This is a genomic window from Phenylobacterium sp., from assembly GCF_028290885.1.
Classification (GTDB): Bacteria; Pseudomonadota; Alphaproteobacteria; order Caulobacterales; family Caulobacteraceae; genus Phenylobacterium.
Map to the genome: position 1 here is coordinate 1 of NZ_JAQGIZ010000063.1, position 19,412 is coordinate 19,412.

Sequence of the window (19,412 nt, forward strand, 5' to 3'; positions counted from 1 at the left end):
CGCTCGCGCTCGGCAGCCGGGCCAGCTGGCACGCGATCGCCGGCCGGATGGCGCACTTCAGCCCGCTGGTCATGGCCCCGGCCTCGCGGGGCCAGGTGCGGCTGCGGCCGGGCCGCGGCGGCGATCCAGCCTGCGTCGTCGAGTACAACCTGCTCGGCGATCCGCGGGACGCGGCCCGCCTCAGCGAGGGGCTGTTTCGTATCGCGCGATTGCTGGCCTCACCTGAGGTCGCCCCCCTCGTCGGCGTCCCTGTGGGCGCCAGTCGTTTGGCCAATGCCGTCAGGTTCAGCCTGCGAACCCCCGCCAACGCCATCCGCGCCCAGGCGATCGCCACCCTGCTCGACGTCGTGCCGGGCCTGGGCGATCGGGTGGTGGGCTCGATCGGTGGTCCGGGCGGGGCGTTCGCCGAGCTGCTGGCCGATCCAGAGCGGCTGGCGGAGTTCGTCAGGGCCAACGTCACGCCGCTCGCCCATCACGCCGGCACCTGCAGGATGGGCTCTACCGACGACCCCATGTCCGTCGTCGATCCCCAAGGGCGGGTCCACGGAATCGCCGGCCTGCGCATAGCCGATGCCTCGGTGATGCCTACCGTCCCCCGCGGCAACACGAACCTGCCGGTGCTGATGGTCGCGGAGCGGATCTCGGACCTGGTCCTGGGAGTCAGCACCCCGGTCGCAGCGCTTGCGGGTTCGAACATTTAGGCCATAGTGGTCAAATTAGCTTGGATGAGTTCCATGACCGTACGCACCCTGGCCAGAGGGACGGCGCCCGCGCTCGAAGAGGTCGCTCCGGCGACCATGCGAGCCTGGGTGCTCAAGAATCCGAACGAGCTGGAGCTGGCGACCAAGCCAGCGCCGCGGCCTGGGTCAGCCGAGGTCCTCGTGCGCATCGACGCCGTGGCCATCTGCGCCACCGATCTGGAAGTGATCGGCGAAGGGCCGCCCGCGCTGGTGAATGGCGGCCCGCCCTTCAACCAGGGCTTCACCCCCGGCCACGAGTACATGGGAACGGTCGTGGAGCTGGGCCCCAACGTCGACGAGCACCAAGTCGGCGACCGCGTGACGGTCGAGATCCACGCCGGCTGCGGGCGCTGCAAACGCTGCCGGGAAGGCATGTACACGGCCTGCCACAACTATGGCGCCAACTACCCCGGCAACGACAAGGGCCACCGGGCCAACGGCTTCACGACCAACGGCGGCTTTGCCCAGTATGCCGTCAACCACATCAACACGCTGGTCCGAGTGCCGGACTCGATGACGGACGAAGAGGCCGCCCTTGTCGTCACGGCGGGAACCTCGATGTACGGCTTCACCGAACTCGGAGGGCTGCTGGCCGGGGAGTCGGTCGTGGTCATCGGACCCGGCCCGATCGGACTGCTGGGCGCCGCCACCGCCAAGGCCCTGGGCGCCCACCCGGTCATCCTGACCGGGACGCGCAAGGATCGCCTGGCCATCGGCGCCAAGCTTGGCGCCGATCATACGATCGACTCCACCGCCGAGGATCCCGTCGCGGCGGTCATGCGCCTCACCGGCAAGGGCGCCGACTATGTGCTCGACTGCGCCGGCACCGAGGAGTCAGTGAATCAGGCGATCCGGATGACGAACCGCGGGGGCAAGATCTGCCTTGCGGCCTTCCCGCATGGCCTGGTGAAGATCGACCTAGCCTACGCCGTCCAGAACAACATCTACCTCTACGGCATCCGCGGCGAAGGCCGCAGCGCCACGCACCGCGCGCTCGCCTTGATGGCGGCCGGGCGGTTCAACGCGGGCTTGATCCACACCCACACCTTCGGCCTTGCTGACCTGCCGGAGGCGCTGCGCTATGCGCGTGATCGCGTGGACGGTGCGATCAAGGTCATCCTCAAGCCGCAACTCTAGCGCCGTGGGTCCACGACAATGCGCCACGAGATCGTCGAGATAGCCCCTCCGGGACCGCCGGCCGATCCGCGCCGGGATTGGCCGCCAAACCTGCGGGAGGAGTTCGAACGCAATCAGTTCAACGGGGTGGTCGGCAACCTCCTGGTGTCCGAAACCGAACGCGTGCGCGTCTGGCACCTGTCCCTCCTGCCGGGCGGCTGGCTCACCTTCCACCGCCACGTGCTCGATTATTTCTGGACCACGCCGACCGCCGGCGTCGCGCGCGGCTACTACGAGGACGGCCGGATCGTCGACGTGCACCACTATCCCGGCGAAACGCGGCACTTCCAACACGGCCTGGACGAGCATTTCGTCCACGCGATCGAGAACGTCGGCGATACCGAGCTCGTCTTCATCACGGTGGAATTCCTGCAGGGCGCGAACCCGCCGATCGCGCTTCCCGAGACAGTGAAGCTCGAAGCCGGCCCGCAGCTGCAAGACGCCGCCGAAATGGCGACGCCATGAGCCAGGCCATACGCGGCGTCATCGCCGCCATCGCCACCCCCTTCTCGGAATCCGGCGAACCGGACTTGCCGCGGCTCGTCGCGAGGGCCGCCGGCCTGCTCGACGGCGGATGCGACGGGCTCAATCTTCTCGGCACCACTGGCGAGGCCACATCGCTCTCCGTCGCACAGCGGATCAGGGTCATGGAGGCCGTCGGCGCCTCGGCCCTGCCATTGGACCGCATGATCGTGGGGACGGGCGCCGCGGCCCTGCAGGACGCCGCGTTGCTGACGCGCAGGGCCGCTGAGATCGGGTTCTCGGCGGCGCTGCTGCTGCCACCGTTCTACTACAAGCCGGTTTCCGACGCGGGCATGCTGCGCTTCGTCGAGGCGGTCTCGGAGGCGACGGCGGCGACACTGATCCCGCTCTATCTGTACAATTTTCCCGCCCTGTCGGGCGTCAACTATACGCCGCAGCTGGTGGCGCTCCTGCTCGATCGCCTGGGCTCGCGGATCGCCGGCCTCAAGGACTCGTCCGGCGACGTCGGCTACGCGACGGAAGTCGCCGCCCTGTCGCCGGCCATTGCCGTCTATCCCTCGAACGAGGCGACCCTGTTCCAGGCGAGGATGGGCGGACCGTTCGCCGGCTGCATCTCGGCCACGGCCAACCTCAACGCGCCCGACTGCGCGCTCGCCTACCACCGCGGCGACCCGGCGGCCCTCGAACGCGCGATCCGGCTGCGGGGCATCTTCGACGGGCTGCCCTTGGTGCCGGGCATCAAGGCGATGATCGCGCGCCTGGAGAACGACAGAGGACATGCGCCGACGCTGCCGCCGCTGGCGCCCTTGGACGCCGCGCAACTGGAGACCCTCCTCGACCGCTACGCCGCGCTCGGGCGACAGGCGGCGTCCGAGACGCTGGGCGCCCGTTCCTGAGGCCCATCCTGCGACGGCTTTCGATCTCTCCGGCTTCCGTGCAAGATTGCGGCCCGTGATTTGGGCCGACCGCGGTCGGGTGGAGATTAGAGTAGATGAGCGCGACCGGATCGGCGCGACCGAAACCTGCGCGCCGCCGGCAGCAGCGGTCGGTCGACACGCGGCTGAAGATCATCCACTCCGCCCTCTCGCAGTTCGCCCTGCTCGGCTTCGATGGGGCAAGCACGCGCGGCATCGCCGAAGCGGCCGACGTGCCGCACTCACTGGTGATCTACCATTTCCACACGAAGGAGGAGCTCTGGTACGAGACCGTCAAGGAGGCGGTGCGCTGGTATACGCGGCGCAGCTTCGGGGTCGTCGGGCCGGTGCGCGAGGGCGATCCGGTGCGTCGCCTCAAGCGCAACTTTGCCCATTACATCCGCTTCAGCGCCGAGTATCCGGACTTCTTCCGGATGATCACCCGGGAAAACTCCCTGGCCTCGGAACGCCTGGAATGGCTGGTGACCAACCACGTCGGGCCGACGCTGGCGCACACGACGGAACTCATCCGACGGGCGCAGGCGCTGGGCGCGTTTGTCGAAGGCGACCCTTTGAGCTTGCTGTACCTGTTCCTCGGGTCGGCAACGAGCCCGTACCGGTCCGCGCGAGAGATCGAATTGCTGACCGGCGAGGCGCCGGACACCGAAGACGCCATCCGACGGCACATCGAGTTGTGCGAGCGGCTGTTCTTCCGAACGCCGCAGGCTGCAACCGTCTGAACCTCCGTCGCTGCGGCCAGGAGCCGGTTCGCGGCGGTCGTTGCTGACCCCGGATCGATCCCGGAATTCCGCGCGCCGCCGTCATTTCCGCCGGCGGAGGCCCAAAACGCCTTCTCAAACCACTTTATATTGACCAGAATGGTCTAATTGCTGGCGGAGGACGCGACCCATGGGCTCGGAAGCGAATCGAAAGACCACGCCGACGGTTATCACCCATTCGTTCTCCGGCAGATCGGCGGCGGCCCTGGCGCCGGAAGGGCCGAGCTCGCCCGAGGCGCAGGCGGCGCTTCGCCAGTTCTCCCTGGAACGGATGATGGGCTACGGCGTGCGCCACGCCGATGCGATCGAGCTTCGGGGCCGGGTCACCGCCGGCGAGGCCTGGCAAGCGGTCGCGACAGACCTGGCCGCGATCTGCCTGGCGCCTCCGGAGGCGCCCGCGGCGCCCGCGAGCGCCGCGACCCATGCCAACCGGCTCTATCGCGCCTCGGCTCTCCTGCGGATGAGCCAGATGATGATGCTCGCCGACGACGATGAGCGACGCGAGATCTTCTCGCGCGCGGCGGATCTCTACCGGCAGGCCGCCACCCTGACCGATGACCGTGAGCAGATCATCGTCGAGACGGGTGGGGGGCCGCTGGCGGGTTGGCTATATCGCAGCCAAAGCGGGCCTTCGGTCGGGTGTGCGGTGGTGATTGGCGGCGTGGAAGGCTGGGCGATGGACTTCGGCGCCCTAGGGCTCGAACTGGCCCGGCGCGGAGTCGATGCGCTCGTCCTGGATGGGCCAGGCCAGGGCGAGAGCCGCATGGTGCACCACCACTACCTTACGAAGACCTGGGTGCGATCCTACCAGGGCCTGTTCGACCACCTCGCCACCCGGACCGGCGGCGCTCCCTTGGCGTTCGTCGGGAACAGCATGGGCGGCGCCGTCGCCATGCGCCTCGCGTCCCAGGACCCGCGCATCGTCGCATGCTGCGACAACGGCGGCCCCAGAGCGCCCCGGGGAGCCCCTGGGGGTGCGCCCGCAAACACCAGCTTCTTCCGGAAGATGATGGCCCATTGCGGCGACGTCACCGAAGCCGCCGCGTCCGAAATCTGGCGAACGATCGATCCCATGGCGCCTGACGCCTCCGTCAGCTGCCCGCTGCTCATCGTGCATGGAGGTCAGGATCCCCTGGTGTCGACCGAGGACGCGCGGAGCGTATTCGACTGGGCCAGTTCCGCTGACAAGCAGATGATCATCTATTCGGACGGGGATCACTGCCTCTACAACCATTCCGACGACAAGCATAACGTGATTGGTGACTGGATTTCACACCGCCTATCGGCTCACCGTACATGATCGTAGCCTCCGCAATCTTGCGGAATTACCATACGTCTTGATCCGGATATATTCATGCTGATCATCGACTCGCAAATTCACCTTTGGGATGGTGGCCAGTCTCCGCCGCATCACCGGCAAGTCCCCTATCTCGCAGAGGAAGCCGTCGCGGACATGACGGCGGCGGGGGTGGACGCCGCGATCAACCATCCGCCGGGCTGGGACGCCGATTCCAATCGCTACGCGATCGAGGCCGCACAACGCTTTCCCGACCGGTTCGCGACCTTGGGTTGGCTCAAACTGGACCGGCCCGAGGCGCCCGACCTGGTGCGGCGCTGGCGGTCGCAGCCAGGCATGATCGGCCTGAGGTTCCTCTGCGTCGCCCCGGACGAGCGAAGCTGGCCGACAGACGGCACGATGGAGTGGCTGTGGCCGCTCGCCGAGGAATTGGGGCTTCCGATTGCGGTCTGCGGACCGACGCTCGTGCCACACGTGGAGCGCTGGGCGTCGCAATACCCGAATCTGAAACTGACCGTGGATCACTTCGGCCTCGTGGGCCTTACGCCCAGCGGGGGCCTGATCCAGGCCGATGGCCTGCTGTCGTGGAGCCGGTTCCCCAACGTGTCCGTGAAGCTGACCGGCGCGCCGGATTATGCGTCTGACGAATACCCGTTCAGGAGCATGCACGACACCATCCACGCCCTCTACGACGCCTTCGGTCCCGAGCGGCTGTTCTGGGGAACCGACATCACCCGCCTGAAGTGCACCTGGCGCGAGTGCATCACGATGTTCACCGAGGAGCTGCCGTGGCTGCCCGAGAAGGACAAACCCCTGATCATGGGCGAGTCCTTTTCCCGCTGGTTCAACTGGACGCCGCCGCCGCCGGCCCGGTCCTGAAACGCTCCGTGAGCGGCGCCGCGGCCTGCATCAGCTGAGAAGGGGTACATTCCAATGGCCATATTGGCGTGCATCGTCCTGTGGTTTCCGACAAAGGTCAGGTCTGCAGCGGTCGCGCTGCTCGGGTGCATCCTCGCGATTGCGGCGGCGCCCGCCTTCTCGCGAGACGCGCCTGATGCACGCGGCGCATATCGTATCGTCGACAGCATCCCTGCTCCGAACGCCCTCTGGGACCTCGCCACGGTCAACCCGCAGCGTCACCGGCTCTATGTCGGCCGGGTCGGCGGCGTGCTGGCTGTCGATCTGCAGACCCGCGCCATCACACCCGCCTTCGTGCCCAGCGCCTTCGTCCACGGCGTCTTGCCCATCGGCGACAGCGGCAGGGCCGTCGCCACCAACGGGCTCACCAGCACGGCCGTGATCTTTGACGAGGCGACAGGTCGCGTTCTGTCGACCATACCGACGGGCAAGGACCCGGACGCCCTCGCTGTCGAGCCCCGGTCGGGCCTCGTCGTCACCACCAACAAGCAGGGCGCGGATCTCACGCTCATCGATCCGGTGGCCGGGGTGGGGGCAGGCTCAATTCCGCTCGGAGGCGAGCCCGACTTCCCGGCCGCCGACGGCCGAGGTCTCGTCTACGTCAACATCAACAGCCGGAATGAGATCGCGGCGGTGGACATCGCGGCGCGCGCCGTATTGCGGCGTATGGCGCTGCCGGGATGCGAAGGGCCCACCGGCCTGGCCTACGATGCGGCGGATCAAATGCTCATATCGGTGTGCGACAATGGCGCCGTTCTGTTCCTGGACGCCGAAACGGGACGCGTTTGGCGAACGTTTCAGGTCGGCGGCGGCCCCGACGCTGTGTTGTTCGATGCCGCGCGTCGCCGCGCCTTCGTACCGAGCGGCTCCGATGGCGTGGTGACAATCTTTTCCGTCCGCGACCGAAGGCACATCACCGTCAGTCAAAGGCTGGCCACACAGGTCGGGGTCCGGCTCGGCGCGCTCGACCCACTTACGGGCCGCCTCTATCTGCCGGCCGCGCAGATTATCCCGCCCAAGGCGCCCGGCCAACTGAAGTCGCTCGTGCCCGACACGTTCAGAATTCTGGTGGTGGCCCCCGACTGAACAGAGCCGCATGGCGGCGACCGTACGCGGTTCAACAGCCCCGGCGGCCGGCCGTGCTAGATGCGAAACCTTTGGGATGAGCGAGAACGACATGAAACTCGATAGCACCGTCTCCGCCGTGGTCACCGGCGGCGCTTCCGGCCTCGGGGCCGCTACAGTGAAGGCCCTGCGCGACCTGGGCGTGAAGGTGGCCATCTTCGACCTCAACGCGCAGACCGGCGCCGCCAAGGCCGAGGAACTCGGCGCGCTCTTCTGCGAGGTCAACGTCATGAGCGAGGAGTCGGTGGACGCCGGCTTCGCCAAGGCCCGCGCCGCCCATGGCCAGGAGCGGATCCTGGTCAACTGCGCCGGCGGCGGCCGCGGCGGCAAGACGATCGCCCGAGACAAGCAGACCGGCGAGATCAAGCCCTTCAACGTGGCCGACTTCGAGTGGGTGTTGGGCTTGAACACCGTCGGGACCTTCCGCTGCATCGTGAAGAGCGCGAGCGGCATGGCGACGCTCGATCCCAATGAGGACGGCGAGCGCGGCGCCATCGTCAACACCGGTTCGGTGGCGGCCGAAGACGGCCAGGTCGGTCAGGTGGCCTATTCAGCGGCCAAGGCGGCGATCAAGGGCATGACGCTGACCATCGCCCGCGACCTCTCCAACGAAGGCATCCGCATCAACACCATCCTGCCGGGGATCATGTCGACCCCGCCGATGCTGGGCGTGAAGGACCGCGCGCCCGCGATCTTTGAAAGTCTCTCGAAGTCGGTGCCCTTCCCCCGCCGATTGGGCCATCCGCACGAGTATGCGGACCTGGCGTTGACCATGCTGCGCAATGGCTACTTCAATGGCGAGACCGTGCGGTTGGACGGCGCGATCCGGATGCCGCCGCGCTAGGGTCCAGCCGCAAGGTTCCGGCGGATCTTTAGCGGCAGGGTCCTGGGGCCGCTGTTGGACGGACCGAACGTGCGAACAAGCGCGAAATCTCACGAGAGACACGCCCCTGTATCGGGCCTGTATCGGGTTTTTCGCCGATCTGCGACCGCCGGTCGGAAACGCGTGGCGGCTAGGGCTCCTCGGCGAGCCGGTAGCCCGCGCCCCGCACCGTGTGCAGCAACGGCTTGTCGAAGCCGCTCTCCAGGGACTTCCGCAGCCGGCTGATATGGGTGTCGATGATGCTGGTGTGCGGATCGAAGCGGTAGTCCCAGACGCGTTCGAGCAGCATCACCCGGGTGACCACGCGGTTCTGGTTTCGCAGCAGGAACTCCAGGAGCTTGAACTCGCGCGGCAGGAGGTCGATCGGCCGGCCGGCCCGGACCACCTTGCGGGTCAGCAGATCCATGACCAGGTCGCCGCAGCGGAGCTCGGTCTCCACGGCCTTCTCGGTTCGCCGACGGATCAGGTTCTCCATGCGGGCGTGCAGCTCGGAGAACCCGAACGGCTTGGTCAGGTAGTCGTCCCCGCCGGCCCTCAGGCCTTTGACCCGCTCGTCGATGTGGCCCATGGCCGAAAGGATCAGGATGGGGGTCGGCACGGCTGCGGCGCGCAGGGCCTTGATCACCGAGAGTCCGTCGAGGCCTGGGATCATGCGGTCCATGACGATCGCGTCGAATTCGGACGAGGTCGCCGCGTAGAGCGCATCGCGGCCGTCGCTCACCTGTTCGACGGTGAAGCCCTCTTCGCGCAGGCCCTTGGCGATGAAATCCGCGGTCGAGGCGTCGTCCTCGACCACCAGCACGCGCCTGGACATGCCTAGCTCCTTGGCGTTCGACTGCCGGCCAATCCTCAGGGCCGGCGCCAGCTAGGACTCCGGACGCCGGTCTTTGCAAGGAACCGGCCCAGGGGCCGCGCCCGCACGGCCCGCTGACGACCCTCGCGATGAACCTCGCGCCTGACCCCCGCCTGGCCGGCTTCCTTACAAACCTGTGGGTCTGCGGGGCTAGCTGGCATTCCTGTAAGGCGAAGACGCAGGCCGCTGTGAGGCGCCCGACGAAGGATCGCCAACAACGCGATGGGGCGAGCCGCCTGCCCGGCTCCAATCCCCATCGCTCGGCCAAGCCGTCGGAGCCATGCATGAACAGCGCCATCGCCGAGCCGGATGCGCGACTTGCCTCGCGGGAAGCGAACCATCGGTTCCTGAACACCCTCACTGCGCTCCATGGACTCCTGCGGACCGACTTCGGCGGCTTCGCCGATCCCGCCGTCCGCGACGCCGTCATCGTCTTCTCCAGTCGTATCGACGCGTTCGCCAGCGTGCATCGCACCCTCGGCGACGATTCCGGCGAGGCCCTGCTGGACGCGTCGGCCCATCTGGCCAGGCTTTGCGCCGAATTGTGCGCAGCGCATCTGGAGCCGCGGGGTCTCCACTGCGAGTTCAGGTGCGACTCCGGGACCCTGCCGCGCGAAACCTGCCAGAAGCTCGGCCTGATCATCGTCGAATTGGTCACCAACGCGGCCAAACACGCCTTCGTCGACCGCGGGTCCGGACGGGTGAGCGTCTGCCTGCGGAGGGGAGAGCGAGGTTGGGTCTGCCAGGTGGCCGACAACGGCTCCGGCCTCCGCGGCGACCGGAAGGGCGACGGGATGACATTGGTCCAGGGACTGGCGCACGCCCTGGACGGCGCCTTGACCGTCCACTCGGACCCTGCCGGCGTCATCGTCACCGTGAGCCTGCCGGATCCGCCGCTTGACGCCCTCCTGTGGGCCCAGGCAGCCGCAGCGCCATGCGACGCCTAGCGGGGCGCCGCAAACCTCCCGGTTCAGCCGCCCGTCGCCATCGTCAGCACCGCGCGGAGCCCCGGGCGATTGTCCTCCAGCCGAAGCTCGCCGCCATGCAGCTTCGCCGCGGCCGCGACGATGGAGAGGCCGAGACCGGAACCTGAGCCGCCGCGGGCCTCGTCCAGCCTGACGAACCGGTCCTTCACGCGGTCGCGGTGCTCCGCCGGGATGCCGGGCCCGTTGTCCGCCACGATGATCTCCGCGACGCCAGCGGCCCTCAGCACATCGAGGGTGACCGTCGCATCCGGGCCGGCGTGCCGCGCTGCGTTGAACAGCAGGTTGCCGACCGCCTGGCGCAGCAACTGCTCGTGGCCGTCGATGACCAGCGGGCCCATCGGACGGATCTCCAGCCGCTGGCCGGCGTCCTCCAGCACGGGCGCGAACAGGCTCGCCACGTCGAGCGCGAGCTCGTCCAGCCGCAGCGGCTGCATCATCTCCCGCGACAGGCCTGACTCCGCCCGGGCGATGTCGATGAGGGCGGTGAACACCGAGAGCACCCGCTCCAGCTCCAGGCTGACCAGCTCCAGGGCCGCGCGGCAATCCGCGGTGCTGGTCGCCGGGTCCAGCGCGCCTTCGACCGCGCCGCGCATCCGCGTCAGCGGCGTGCGCAGGTCGTGGGCCAGGCTGTCGGTGACCGTGCGCATGCCGGTCAGCAGCGCCTCGATGCGGTCGAGCATCCTGTTCAGCGAGGCGCCGATGCGGTCGAAGGAGTCGCCGCGCTCCGAGACCTCCGCCCGCGCTCCAAGGTCGCCGGCTGCGATCCGTTCGGCGACGCCGGCCACGGCGGCGGCCCGCCGGATCACCAGGGCGTTGAGGAGCAGGCCCACCCCCAGGCTCGCGGTCACGACAATGGCGAGCGCGATCACCAGGCCATCCGCGGTCCGCCTCTCGAAGACGCGCTGTCCCGCCGCGTCACGGCCGATGACCAGCAGCGATCCGTCCGACAGTCTCGCCACGGTGGCGTGGAGCGTTATATGTCCGGCCCGCGTCCGCGAGCGGACCCTGCTCCAGCCGGCCAGGCGCAGCGGGGTCGGCAGAATGAGCAGGTCGCCGCTGATGGGCCGCCCGGCGGCGTCGAACACCGCGTAGTGCTCCTCAGGGGCCGCGAGCCGCGCGCGACGCTGCATCCGCTCGGCCAGCCCCGAAGCGCCTTCCCGGGCGAACGCGTCCGTGAGTATCTTCCGCTCCGCCAGAGCTTCGTCCCGTTCCCGGTCGAGGAAGACCTTCTCGGCCGACAGATCGACAAGATAGAAGGCGAGGGCGACGGCCCCCAGAACAATGATCATCGCAAAGGCGGTGAAGGCGAGCGGCCGCAGCCTCAGGGGCGGTCTGGTCCAACGAGCCATCATGCAGGCTGTTCCGCGGTCACAGGCGCCATGTAGGCGCCTTCCTGTACGGCAGCCTAGGCGCCGCCGCGCCGGGGCGGCCCGGCGGGGAGCTTACACCCTTGTAAGTCCCGGGCGAGGCCGCCGCCCGCGCGGGTCTGCGATGATGGTCACCAAGGCTCAGGATTGGGCCATCTTGGAGATCGAAGTGCGTTGGAAGGTATGGTTGGGAGGCGCTCTCGCCCTGGTGTTGACGGGCGGCCTGTGCGTGGTGTCGCCGCGGCTGGGCGGATTGACAATGATCGTGCTGGCCCTCGGGGCGGTGGCGATCTTCGCCTACCGGCTCCTCTGAGCGGACCGTCGGATTTGGGTCGAACGAAGGCCATCCGCGAGCCGGGCGTGCGCCGGCGTAGGAGAAACCTGGAGATGGCCGGCTTCGGCGCGCCCGCGCATGGACGCGCCTGCGCCCTGTCAAGGGCATGCGCGCCCTCTTGCTGCAGTACCCGCTGGTTCTGCTGGCGATGCCGGTGCTGATCGGGCTAACCGTGCACCGGACGGCCTGACGGTTGGCGACACGCAATTCGTGTTAGCTTGGCGCCGGGAGCGCATGAAGGAGCACCATTCGCCCTTGGACGGCAGCGACCAGAACCCGTTGCTCTCGACCTACCTGCAGCGGCGCGCCGATCTCGTTCGCTATTTTCGCGCACGGCTGCGTTCGGAGGAGGCCGCCGAGGACCTTGTCCAGGACATCTATCTGAAGATCTCCAGTCCGCCTGAGCTGGAGATCGGCAATCCAGCCGCCTACCTCTTCCGCCTGGGCACGAACCTGATGCTCGACCGGCTGAAGGTGCAGCGTCGGGCCGGCCGGCGGGAAACCGATTGGCATGGAATCCACTCCAGCAACGCGGGGGGGAAGAGCATCGCCGAGGAGTCGCCCGCCGATGAGGTCGCCGACGCCAGGCAGCGCCTGCGGCGGATCATCGAGGTGGTGAACGAACTGCCGCCGCCCGTGCGTGAAGCCTTCCGCCTGCACAAGCTGGAAGGGCTCAGTCATGCCGAAGCCGCCCGGGCGATGGGCGTCTCCCGATCCAGCATCGAGAAATACATGATGACCTGCCTCAAGCGCATTCTGGCGAAGGTCGGCCAATGAGTGTCAGGCGTGTTGCGAATTGTTTGAGGCGCCCCTTGGTTTATGGCGTCATTGGGGCGGGCCAATGAGGTCGGCGCCGGACCACGATGTCGCCCAATGGCGCCGCCGACCAATCAAGGGGCTACGAAGGACTTGGACGACGAGGCGGTCAACTGGCTGGTGCGCGTGCAGTCCGACGCCGCGACGGCGGACGACTGGATTGCGCTGACCGCCTGGCTCGAGGCCTCCGAGGCGCACGCCGAGGCCTTCGCACGCGCCGAGCGGTTGAGTGCTGAGATCGCCGACAATGCCCGCGAGATCGCCGCCGCCGTCGCGCGCCGGACGCCCGCGGTCCTCCGCGGCGCGGCGCGGCCGGTGCTGTCACGCCGCTGGGTCCAACTGGCCGGCCTGGTGGCGGCGGCCGGCGTGGCGGCCGTGATCGCGGCTCCCAGCCTGCAGCGCGCCTACGACGGTCCGGCCGCAGTCTATCGCACGGGCGTCGGCGAGACCCGGGAGATCGCGCTGGCCGACGGGACCCGCGTCCACCTCGACGCTGCATCGACGATGACCGTCCGGCTCGGCTGGCGACAGCGGCGCGTGGGCCTCGCCCAGGCGCAGGCGAGCTTTGACGTTGCGAAGGATCCGCGCCGGCCGTTCGTCATCGACGTCGGCGATCAGCGGGTCCGCGTGGTGGGGACCGAGTTCAATATCCGGCACGACGACCGCCATATCGCGGTGACCGTCCGCCGCGGCGTCGTCGAGGTCCGTCAACCGGATCTGGGCAGCGCGGCCGTCGAGCGCCTGGCGGCCGGCGAGGAGTTGCGCCACGTAGAGGGGACGACCACCTCCGCCAGGCGACAGGTCAATCCGGATGGCGCCTTCGCCTGGCGAGCGGGCCGTCTGGTCTGTGACGACGAACCGCTGGCGCAGATCGCCGCCGCAGTCAACCGGCGCTACGCCATCCCGATCCGGGTCACGAAAGCCGCCGGCGCCAAGCGGTTCTCCGGCGTCCTCGATCTCGGCGATCAAGCTGTGCTCGTCCGCAGGCTCGCCAGCTATCTTTCGCTGACCGTGCGGCGTACCGACCGGACAATCACGCTAAGCTGACGCGTCTCCCGGCCTGAAGGAGCGACCGCTGTTGCCCTGCCTCCCATGGCGCCGATTCGCGGCGATCTTGGCCGTCGCGACAGGGCTGCTGCTTTGCGGCCGCGCCATGGCGGCCGAGCCGCTCCATGCGTTCAACATCCCGCGACAGCCTCTGGGCGCGGCGCTGGTCGCCTTGGCGACGCAGGCCGAGGTCACGATCAGCACCGGCGCCGCCGCACAATGCGCGCCGCAAGGTCAGCCGGTGCTCGGACGCCTCACCCTCGACGCGGCGTTGACGCGGATGCTCGCCGGAACCGGCTGCGGCTATCGCATGATCGATATCCGCGCCGTCGAGATCGTGCGCTCGCCCGCGCCCAAGCCACCCCAGCGTGACGTCGTCCGCGCCGCGCCGCCGCCGAGCCTCGATACTTTGATCGTCGTCGCGACGCGCCGGCCGACCCGATCCGACAGCCTCGCCTATGCCGTCAGCGCCCTCGACGGCCGCTCGCTGAGCGCGCTCGGCGTGCACGACGCCGGGGACCTGGCCTTGACCACACCGTCCATGACCGTGACCAATCTCGGGGCCGGGCGTGACAAGATCCTCATAAGGGGCCTCTCGGACGGTCCGCTGACCGGCCGCACCCAGTCTATGGTCGGCCTCTATCTCGACGACGTCAGGCTCACCTACAACGCACCCGACCCGGACCTGAGGCTGGTGGACATGGCCCAGGTCGAGGTGCTTCGCGGTCCGCAGGGGGCCCTCTATGGCGCCGGGTCGCTGGGCGGAATCCTGCAACTGGTGACCATCCAGCCGCAGCCCGGCGAGTTCAGCGGCTGGATATCGACGACGCGGGCCCTCACTCGGGGCGGCGATGGATCCGGCGTGCTCGAAGGGGCCGTGAACCTGCCCTTCATGGGGGGACGCGGGGCTGTCCGCCTCGTGGGCTACCATGACCTCCAGGGCGGTTACATCAACGACGCCGCCCTGGGCCTGACGCACGTCAACCGGACGGTTCGCGACGGTGGCCGCCTGACGGCGACGCTTCAGCTGAGTGATCGATGGACCGTGTCCGGCGGTCTCGTCGCTCAGGCGATCAACTCGGACGACACGCAATATGCGCTGGCGGGACAGCCGCCCTACACGCGCCGAAACCAGGTCCGCGAACCGCACGACAACGATTTCGCGGAGGCGCACATCAGCCTGCGGGGCGATTTGGACGGAGCCGAGGCGCACTGGACCACGGCGCTCGTCCGCCACCGCCTCGCCAGCCGCTATGACGCGAGTTCGATGCCGCCGGTCCCCGTGCCCGCGGGACCGGCGGCGTTCGATGACGACGACGCCATCGTCAGCCTAATCACCGAGGCGACGCTGACCTCAAAGCCCACGGCGCCGATCCAATGGTTGGCTGGAATCTTCTACAGCCGCAGCCGGCAAGACGTCGGACTGACCTTGACGAGCCTGGCCTCAGGCCCTGTCGAGGCTTTCACTGAAACGCGACAGGACCACCTCGACGAAGGCGCCCTCTTCGGTGAAGCCGTGCTTCCGCTGACCGGCGACCTCAGCGTGACCCTGGGCGGCCGCGGGTTTACCTCCGACACGGACGTGAGAAGTGCGATCAGCGAGCCGCTCGCGCGGACCGCCTCGTCGTTCGCCGGCGGGATGTCGCACTCGGGCTTCGCACCGAAGATCGTGCTCGCCTACAGCCGCAGCCGTTCATTGCTGTTCTACGCACAGGCCGCGGAGGGCTACCGTTCGGCCGGCGTCAACACCACCGGCGCGACGGGTCAGGTCTTCAGCCCCGAGGGCGGCCCCGAGCCCAATCGGTTCTATCAGGGTGACGAGCTCTGGAGCTTCGAAGCTGGCGTGCGCGCCAGCGCCTTGGACGGTCGCCTCGTCCTCCGTTCGGCCGTGTTCCAAGCCGTCTGGAAGAACATCCAGAGCGACCAGCTGCTGGCCTCCGGCCTGCCGTTCACCGCCAACATCGGTGACGGGCGCAACACGGGTTTCGAGTTCGAAGGCGGGTACAGCGCCGGCGAACTGCTCGTGCGCGGCAACCTTCTGATCAACGGCCCGGAGCTGAACCGCGCCAATCCCGCGTTTCCTGCGCGCGCGGACCTGGGCCTGGCCGGCGTGCCCAGCGCGCAGGCCGGGGCGTCGGCGCACTACGCCTGGCGGCTCCCGCAGGGACGCAGCGTGGAGGTCGACGGCCGCTACGCCTACGTCGGGGCCTCGCACTTGACGTTCGACGCCGTCACCTCCCCGCGGATGGGCGGCTATTCCACAGGCCGGATCGCGGCGGCGCTGGCCGACGACCGCTGGCGCCTGACGCTCGCCGTCGACAATCCCGCCGACGCCCGGGGAGACACTTTTGCCTACGGCAACCCGTTCACGCTGCGGACGACACGCCAGGTCACCCCGCTCCGCCCGCGCACCATCTCGCTAAGCCTTCGCATGGCCTATTGATCGCAGGCGCCGCTACTACTCGCGCCTGAGCACGAGATCGGCGATCGGCGGGCCCTTCGCGCCGGCCCGGTGCGCCGCCTTGATCGCGGCGGGATCATAGCCGGCGCTTTCCACCCAAGCCAGGAAGCTCAGTCCGGCCGGCTCGCCCTCAGCCAGATAGCGCTCGAAGGTGCAGTCCAAAACGCCGGTCCGGCTGTTCTTCAGGTGCAGGTAGCGCAGGTGCAGCTGGTCGAGCGCCTCCCGGATCGTCCTTCCCTGCCGGAAATGCATGTAGAGCGCGCTCATCATGCCGGCGCGGTCGGCTCCCGATTTGCAGTGCAGGAGCGCGGGGTAGGCGATGGTCTCGAACAGCGTCCTGGCGGCCCGCACCTGATCGACACTGGGCGCGTCACGCGAGGTGATCGTGAAATTCACCAGGGTCAGGCCCAGCCTCTCACAGGCGTCCCGCTCCAGCGCATGGAAGCTGGCGTCGAAGCCACCGCGAAGGTTGATGATGGTCCGGACGCCCCGCGCCCTCCACGCCGCAATCTGGTGGGGCCAAGGCTGGTTGGTGCGCACCAGTTCGTCCGAAATCCAATGCGAGTTCTGGAATCCCAGGCGCAGGTAGGCGTGATCGTTCCACAGGTAGTCCAGGTAGGCTCTGAGCCGTCCGCGCGGCGTTGTCAGATCGAATTCCGCCAAGACTACCTCTGACCGTCGGCCCGCGGCCCTGCTATCGGCCTAGCACGCGCAGGCCGCCTTCGTCGCCTGGGCGAATGCCTCCTTGTCGCAGAGGCGCACGGATTGAGGTGCATCTCCCTCGACGTCGTCTTATTGTTTCGGGCCCGGACGGGTCGGCGCGCCGATGCGCGGAGGTCGAGCCATGGTGGGTTTGGATTGGCGGGCGATTGAAGCGGCGAAGCTCGTTAGAGAGCCCTTCGATCATATCGCCCTCAACCAGGTTCTGGAGCCGGAGTGTGCGTCCGCCCTTCCTCAGGAATATCCGGCAATCCGAAGCCCGGGCTCTTTCTCGCTCGCCGATGCGCCGCCCGGACCCGTCCTGAACGGACTGATCGCCGACCTCCTGTCCCAGAGATTCAGAACGCAGATGGAACGCGTTTTCGAGCTGGACCTCGAAGATCGGCCCGCGGTCGTGACGCTTCGCGGACAATGCTCGTCGAAGGATGGCCGCATCCACACCGACTCCAAGTCGAAGATCCTCTCCCTGCTGCTCTATCTGAACGCCGGCTGGGTCGGCGGGGAGGGCCAACTGCGCCTGTTGCGCAGCGAGTCTGACATTGAGGCCCACGCCGTGGAAATCCCGGCGGGCCTCGGGTCGTTGGTCGCGTTCCGGAGGACCGACGACTCCTGGCATGGCCACACGCCCTTCGTTGGCCAACGCCGGGTTCTGCAGCTGAACTATCTCCAGTCCACGCGGGCGTCGCTCGTGGGCGTGTTACGGCATCGGATCTCCGCCATGTCCAAGCGGCGCGTCGCCTAGTGACGCAGACGCCGGCCGCAGGACCGAAGGACGGCCTTCGGGTCTGGTACATGACGACGGGAGAGCCCGGCATCCATGGACAGGCGCGGGGCCTGGCCCGCGAGCTTTCGGCCAGCGCCGAGGAACGCCTGATACGGGTTAATCGCCTGTGGTCGTTGGCTCCTCCTGCACTGTTCAGGCTGAGCCTGTTTGGGGTTTCCCGGGTTGGCGGCCGCCTCGAGCCACCCTGGCCGGATGTCCTCATCACCTGCGGCCGGCGAAGCGCGCTGGCGGCCATGGCCGTGCGGCGGCGCAGCCGCGCTCCAATGGTCACGGTTCACATTCAACGGCCAACCGATCCCGCGGCTTTCGACGCCATCGTCGCCATGACCCATGACGACCTTGCCGGATCCAACGTACTGCGCATCGACACTGCGCTTCACGGCATACGAGCGTCAGCCCTTGCCGAGGCGGCCGCGGTGAGCGATCTGCGCTTTGCAGCTCTGCGGCGGCCTTGGACCGGGGTCCTGCTCGGCGGATCCACGCGCCACGCCGACTTGACGGTCGCCGACGCCCGCCGATTGGCGGACAGCCTGGACGCCCTGCGAACCGACAGCGGCGGCTCTCTTCTGATCACGCCCTCGCGGCGAACCCCGGCGGCGGTCGTTGACCTCCTGAACGCGCGCTACGCCGCCGACCCGACGGTGTTCCTCTGGGCTGGAAGCCCGCCCAATCCCTATCTTCCGATCCTGGCGCTGGCCGATCGGCTGGTGGTCACCAGCGACAGCATCTCGATGATCTCCGAGGCGCTCGCGACCAAGGTCCCGGTCTGGATATTCAACGTCGCCGGCGGCCCTCGCCACGCCCGCTTCCTCGGGAATCTGCTGGCGAAGGGATTGGTGGCGTCACTTGGGGGCGCACCGCCGCCCGCTCGGCAAGGCGGGGTGGACTCGACGCCGCACGTCGCCAACATCCTGCGCGAACTCGTCAAGGCCAAGATCGGCCGGTCGACAGCGCGGTCGGGCCCCGCCGACGTCCAGGCGATTACAGCGCCGCTTCCTTGAGGCGCTTTCGAGAGCCTGTCGTCTTGTCGCCATACCGAAAGTTGGGACCGCGCGAACGGCGCCCAGCAGCCGCCGAACAGGTCCCCGCACCCAGTGACAGCCAGCGTTGTTGTGAGCCCCTGGCGGCTTCGCGTCCCAAGCTTGAGCGCCGCGCAGACCGCTCTTGCCCTGATCGTGGGATTTTCGGTCCTGCGCATGGTGTCCGCGGGGCTCGTCGGCCTCGGGGTGGACGAGGCCTACACCCTGGCCATCGCCCGACAGCTCCAGCTGTCGTACTTCGACCACCCGCCGCTGCACCTGTGGCTGGTGCACCTTTGCAGCGGGGCGTTGGGCTATGGCCGCCTGGCGCGTCTGCCGTTTATCGTACTCTTCGCCGGCTCATCCTGGCTGCTCTTCGCCTTGACGCGGCGGCTGTTCGGCGCGCGGGCCGGCGTCTGGGCCGTGCTGGCGCTCAACCTGTCCGCCTTCTTCACCGTCGTTGCGGCATCGTGGGTCCTGCCGGACGGTCCGCTGATCTTCTGCCTTCTGGCCGCCGCCTGCCAGCTGAGCGGCATCTTCTTCGAATCCAATCGCCCGCAGGCTCCTGCCCCCGGCGGACGCGGCGGGTCGTGGCTTGGCGCTGGCGCCTGGATCGGGCTCGCCGGCCTCTCCAAGTACCAAGCCATTCTCTTTGCGTTCGGCGTGGGGGTCTTCCTGCTGGGCACGGACCGCGGCCGGGCGTGGCTGAG

General features: G+C 68.4%; 20 protein-coding genes. 17 read left to right on the forward strand and 3 right to left on the reverse strand.

The genetic code is table 11. The features are described 5' to 3' along the window. The 9 genes from JWP28_RS05025 to JWP28_RS05065 all read left to right on the forward strand — a co-directional run. On the forward strand, positions 1-701 hold a 701-nt coding region (locus JWP28_RS05025), incomplete at its 5' end, for a GMC family oxidoreductase (protein ID WP_299540668.1). Between the two features lie 33 nt (positions 702-734). Then, positions 735-1,877 carry a zinc-binding dehydrogenase gene (locus JWP28_RS05030; protein ID WP_299540670.1) on the forward strand — a complete coding sequence of 381 codons (1,143 nt, stop codon included), beginning with the start codon at positions 735-737 and terminating at the stop codon, positions 1,875-1,877. 18 nt (positions 1,878-1,895) lie between these two features. Continuing rightward, positions 1,896-2,381 (forward strand): hypothetical protein, encoded by a 486-nt coding sequence (locus JWP28_RS05035; RefSeq protein ID WP_299540672.1) that lies wholly within the window; start codon positions 1,896-1,898, stop codon positions 2,379-2,381. Next, entirely contained in the window at positions 2,378-3,295 is a 918-nt protein-coding gene (locus tag JWP28_RS05040) for a dihydrodipicolinate synthase family protein (protein WP_299540674.1), read from the forward strand. The genes JWP28_RS05035 and JWP28_RS05040 overlap by 4 nt, the downstream gene beginning before the upstream one ends. A gap of 95 nt (positions 3,296-3,390) precedes the next feature. Continuing rightward, positions 3,391-4,053, forward strand: a complete 663-nt coding sequence (locus JWP28_RS05045; RefSeq protein WP_299540677.1) for a TetR/AcrR family transcriptional regulator — start codon at positions 3,391-3,393, stop codon at positions 4,051-4,053. A 310-nt stretch (positions 4,054-4,363) separates the two neighbouring features. Next, a complete protein-coding gene (locus JWP28_RS05050) occupies positions 4,364-5,392 on the forward strand; it encodes an alpha/beta fold hydrolase (protein ID WP_299540679.1) in 1,029 nt (342 codons plus the stop codon). 54 nt (positions 5,393-5,446) lie between these two features. Beyond that, complete coding sequence (locus JWP28_RS05055; protein ID WP_299540681.1) at positions 5,447-6,268, forward strand: amidohydrolase family protein; 822 nt, start codon at positions 5,447-5,449, stop codon at positions 6,266-6,268. A 54-nt stretch (positions 6,269-6,322) separates the two neighbouring features. Next, positions 6,323-7,393, forward strand: coding sequence for a YncE family protein (locus tag JWP28_RS05060; protein WP_299540684.1), 1,071 nt, complete (start codon positions 6,323-6,325; stop codon positions 7,391-7,393). A 91-nt stretch (positions 7,394-7,484) separates the two neighbouring features. Continuing rightward, entirely contained in the window at positions 7,485-8,276 is a 792-nt protein-coding gene (locus tag JWP28_RS05065) for an SDR family NAD(P)-dependent oxidoreductase (RefSeq protein ID WP_299540687.1), read from the forward strand. A gap of 169 nt (positions 8,277-8,445) precedes the next feature. Here JWP28_RS05065 and JWP28_RS05070 read toward each other — a convergent pair whose 3' ends face one another. Further along, positions 8,446-9,129 carry a response regulator transcription factor gene (locus JWP28_RS05070; protein ID WP_299540689.1) on the reverse strand — a complete coding sequence of 228 codons (684 nt, stop codon included), beginning with the start codon at positions 9,127-9,129 and terminating at the stop codon, positions 8,446-8,448. 323 nt (positions 9,130-9,452) lie between these two features. On the opposite strand from JWP28_RS05070, the gene JWP28_RS05075 reads away from it, so the two are divergent. After that, positions 9,453-10,115: a sensor histidine kinase gene (locus JWP28_RS05075; RefSeq protein WP_299540692.1), complete on the forward strand. Its 663-nt coding sequence runs from the start codon at positions 9,453-9,455 to the stop codon at positions 10,113-10,115. Between the two features lie 23 nt (positions 10,116-10,138). On the opposite strand, the gene JWP28_RS05080 is transcribed toward JWP28_RS05075, so the two are convergent. Next, positions 10,139-11,506: a HAMP domain-containing sensor histidine kinase gene (locus JWP28_RS05080; protein ID WP_299540694.1), complete on the reverse strand. Its 1,368-nt coding sequence runs from the start codon at positions 11,504-11,506 to the stop codon at positions 10,139-10,141. A gap of 139 nt (positions 11,507-11,645) precedes the next feature. On the opposite strand from JWP28_RS05080, the gene JWP28_RS05085 reads away from it, so the two are divergent. From JWP28_RS05085 to JWP28_RS05100, 4 genes are all read left to right on the forward strand, one after another. Further along, on the forward strand, positions 11,646-11,834 hold the full coding sequence (locus JWP28_RS05085; RefSeq protein WP_299540696.1) for a hypothetical protein: 189 nt from the start codon (positions 11,646-11,648) through the stop codon (positions 11,832-11,834). A gap of 99 nt (positions 11,835-11,933) precedes the next feature. Beyond that, complete coding sequence (locus JWP28_RS05090) at positions 11,934-12,632, forward strand: RNA polymerase sigma factor (protein WP_299540699.1); 699 nt, start codon at positions 11,934-11,936, stop codon at positions 12,630-12,632. 132 nt (positions 12,633-12,764) lie between these two features. Further along, a complete protein-coding gene (locus tag JWP28_RS05095) occupies positions 12,765-13,718 on the forward strand; it encodes a FecR domain-containing protein (protein ID WP_299540702.1) in 954 nt (317 codons plus the stop codon). A gap of 67 nt (positions 13,719-13,785) precedes the next feature. After that, positions 13,786-16,161: a TonB-dependent receptor gene (locus JWP28_RS05100; RefSeq protein WP_299540705.1), complete on the forward strand. Its 2,376-nt coding sequence runs from the start codon at positions 13,786-13,788 to the stop codon at positions 16,159-16,161. Positions 16,162-16,176: 15 nt separating this feature from the next. Here JWP28_RS05100 and JWP28_RS05105 read toward each other — a convergent pair whose 3' ends face one another. Then, positions 16,177-16,842 (reverse strand): sulfur transferase domain-containing protein, encoded by a 666-nt coding sequence (locus JWP28_RS05105; RefSeq protein ID WP_299540708.1) that lies wholly within the window; start codon positions 16,840-16,842, stop codon positions 16,177-16,179. Between the two features lie 181 nt (positions 16,843-17,023). On the opposite strand from JWP28_RS05105, the gene JWP28_RS05110 reads away from it, so the two are divergent. The 3 genes from JWP28_RS05110 to JWP28_RS05120 form a co-directional block, all read left to right on the forward strand. Further along, positions 17,024-17,641, forward strand: a complete 618-nt coding sequence (locus JWP28_RS05110) for a 2OG-Fe(II) oxygenase (RefSeq protein WP_299540711.1) — start codon at positions 17,024-17,026, stop codon at positions 17,639-17,641. After that, a complete protein-coding gene (locus tag JWP28_RS05115) occupies positions 17,641-18,684 on the forward strand; it encodes a mitochondrial fission ELM1 family protein (protein WP_299540714.1) in 1,044 nt (347 codons plus the stop codon). Before JWP28_RS05110 ends, JWP28_RS05115 begins: the two co-directional genes overlap by 1 nt. A gap of 141 nt (positions 18,685-18,825) precedes the next feature. After that, on the forward strand, positions 18,826-19,412 hold a 587-nt coding region (locus JWP28_RS05120; RefSeq protein ID WP_299540717.1), incomplete at its 3' end, for a glycosyltransferase family 39 protein.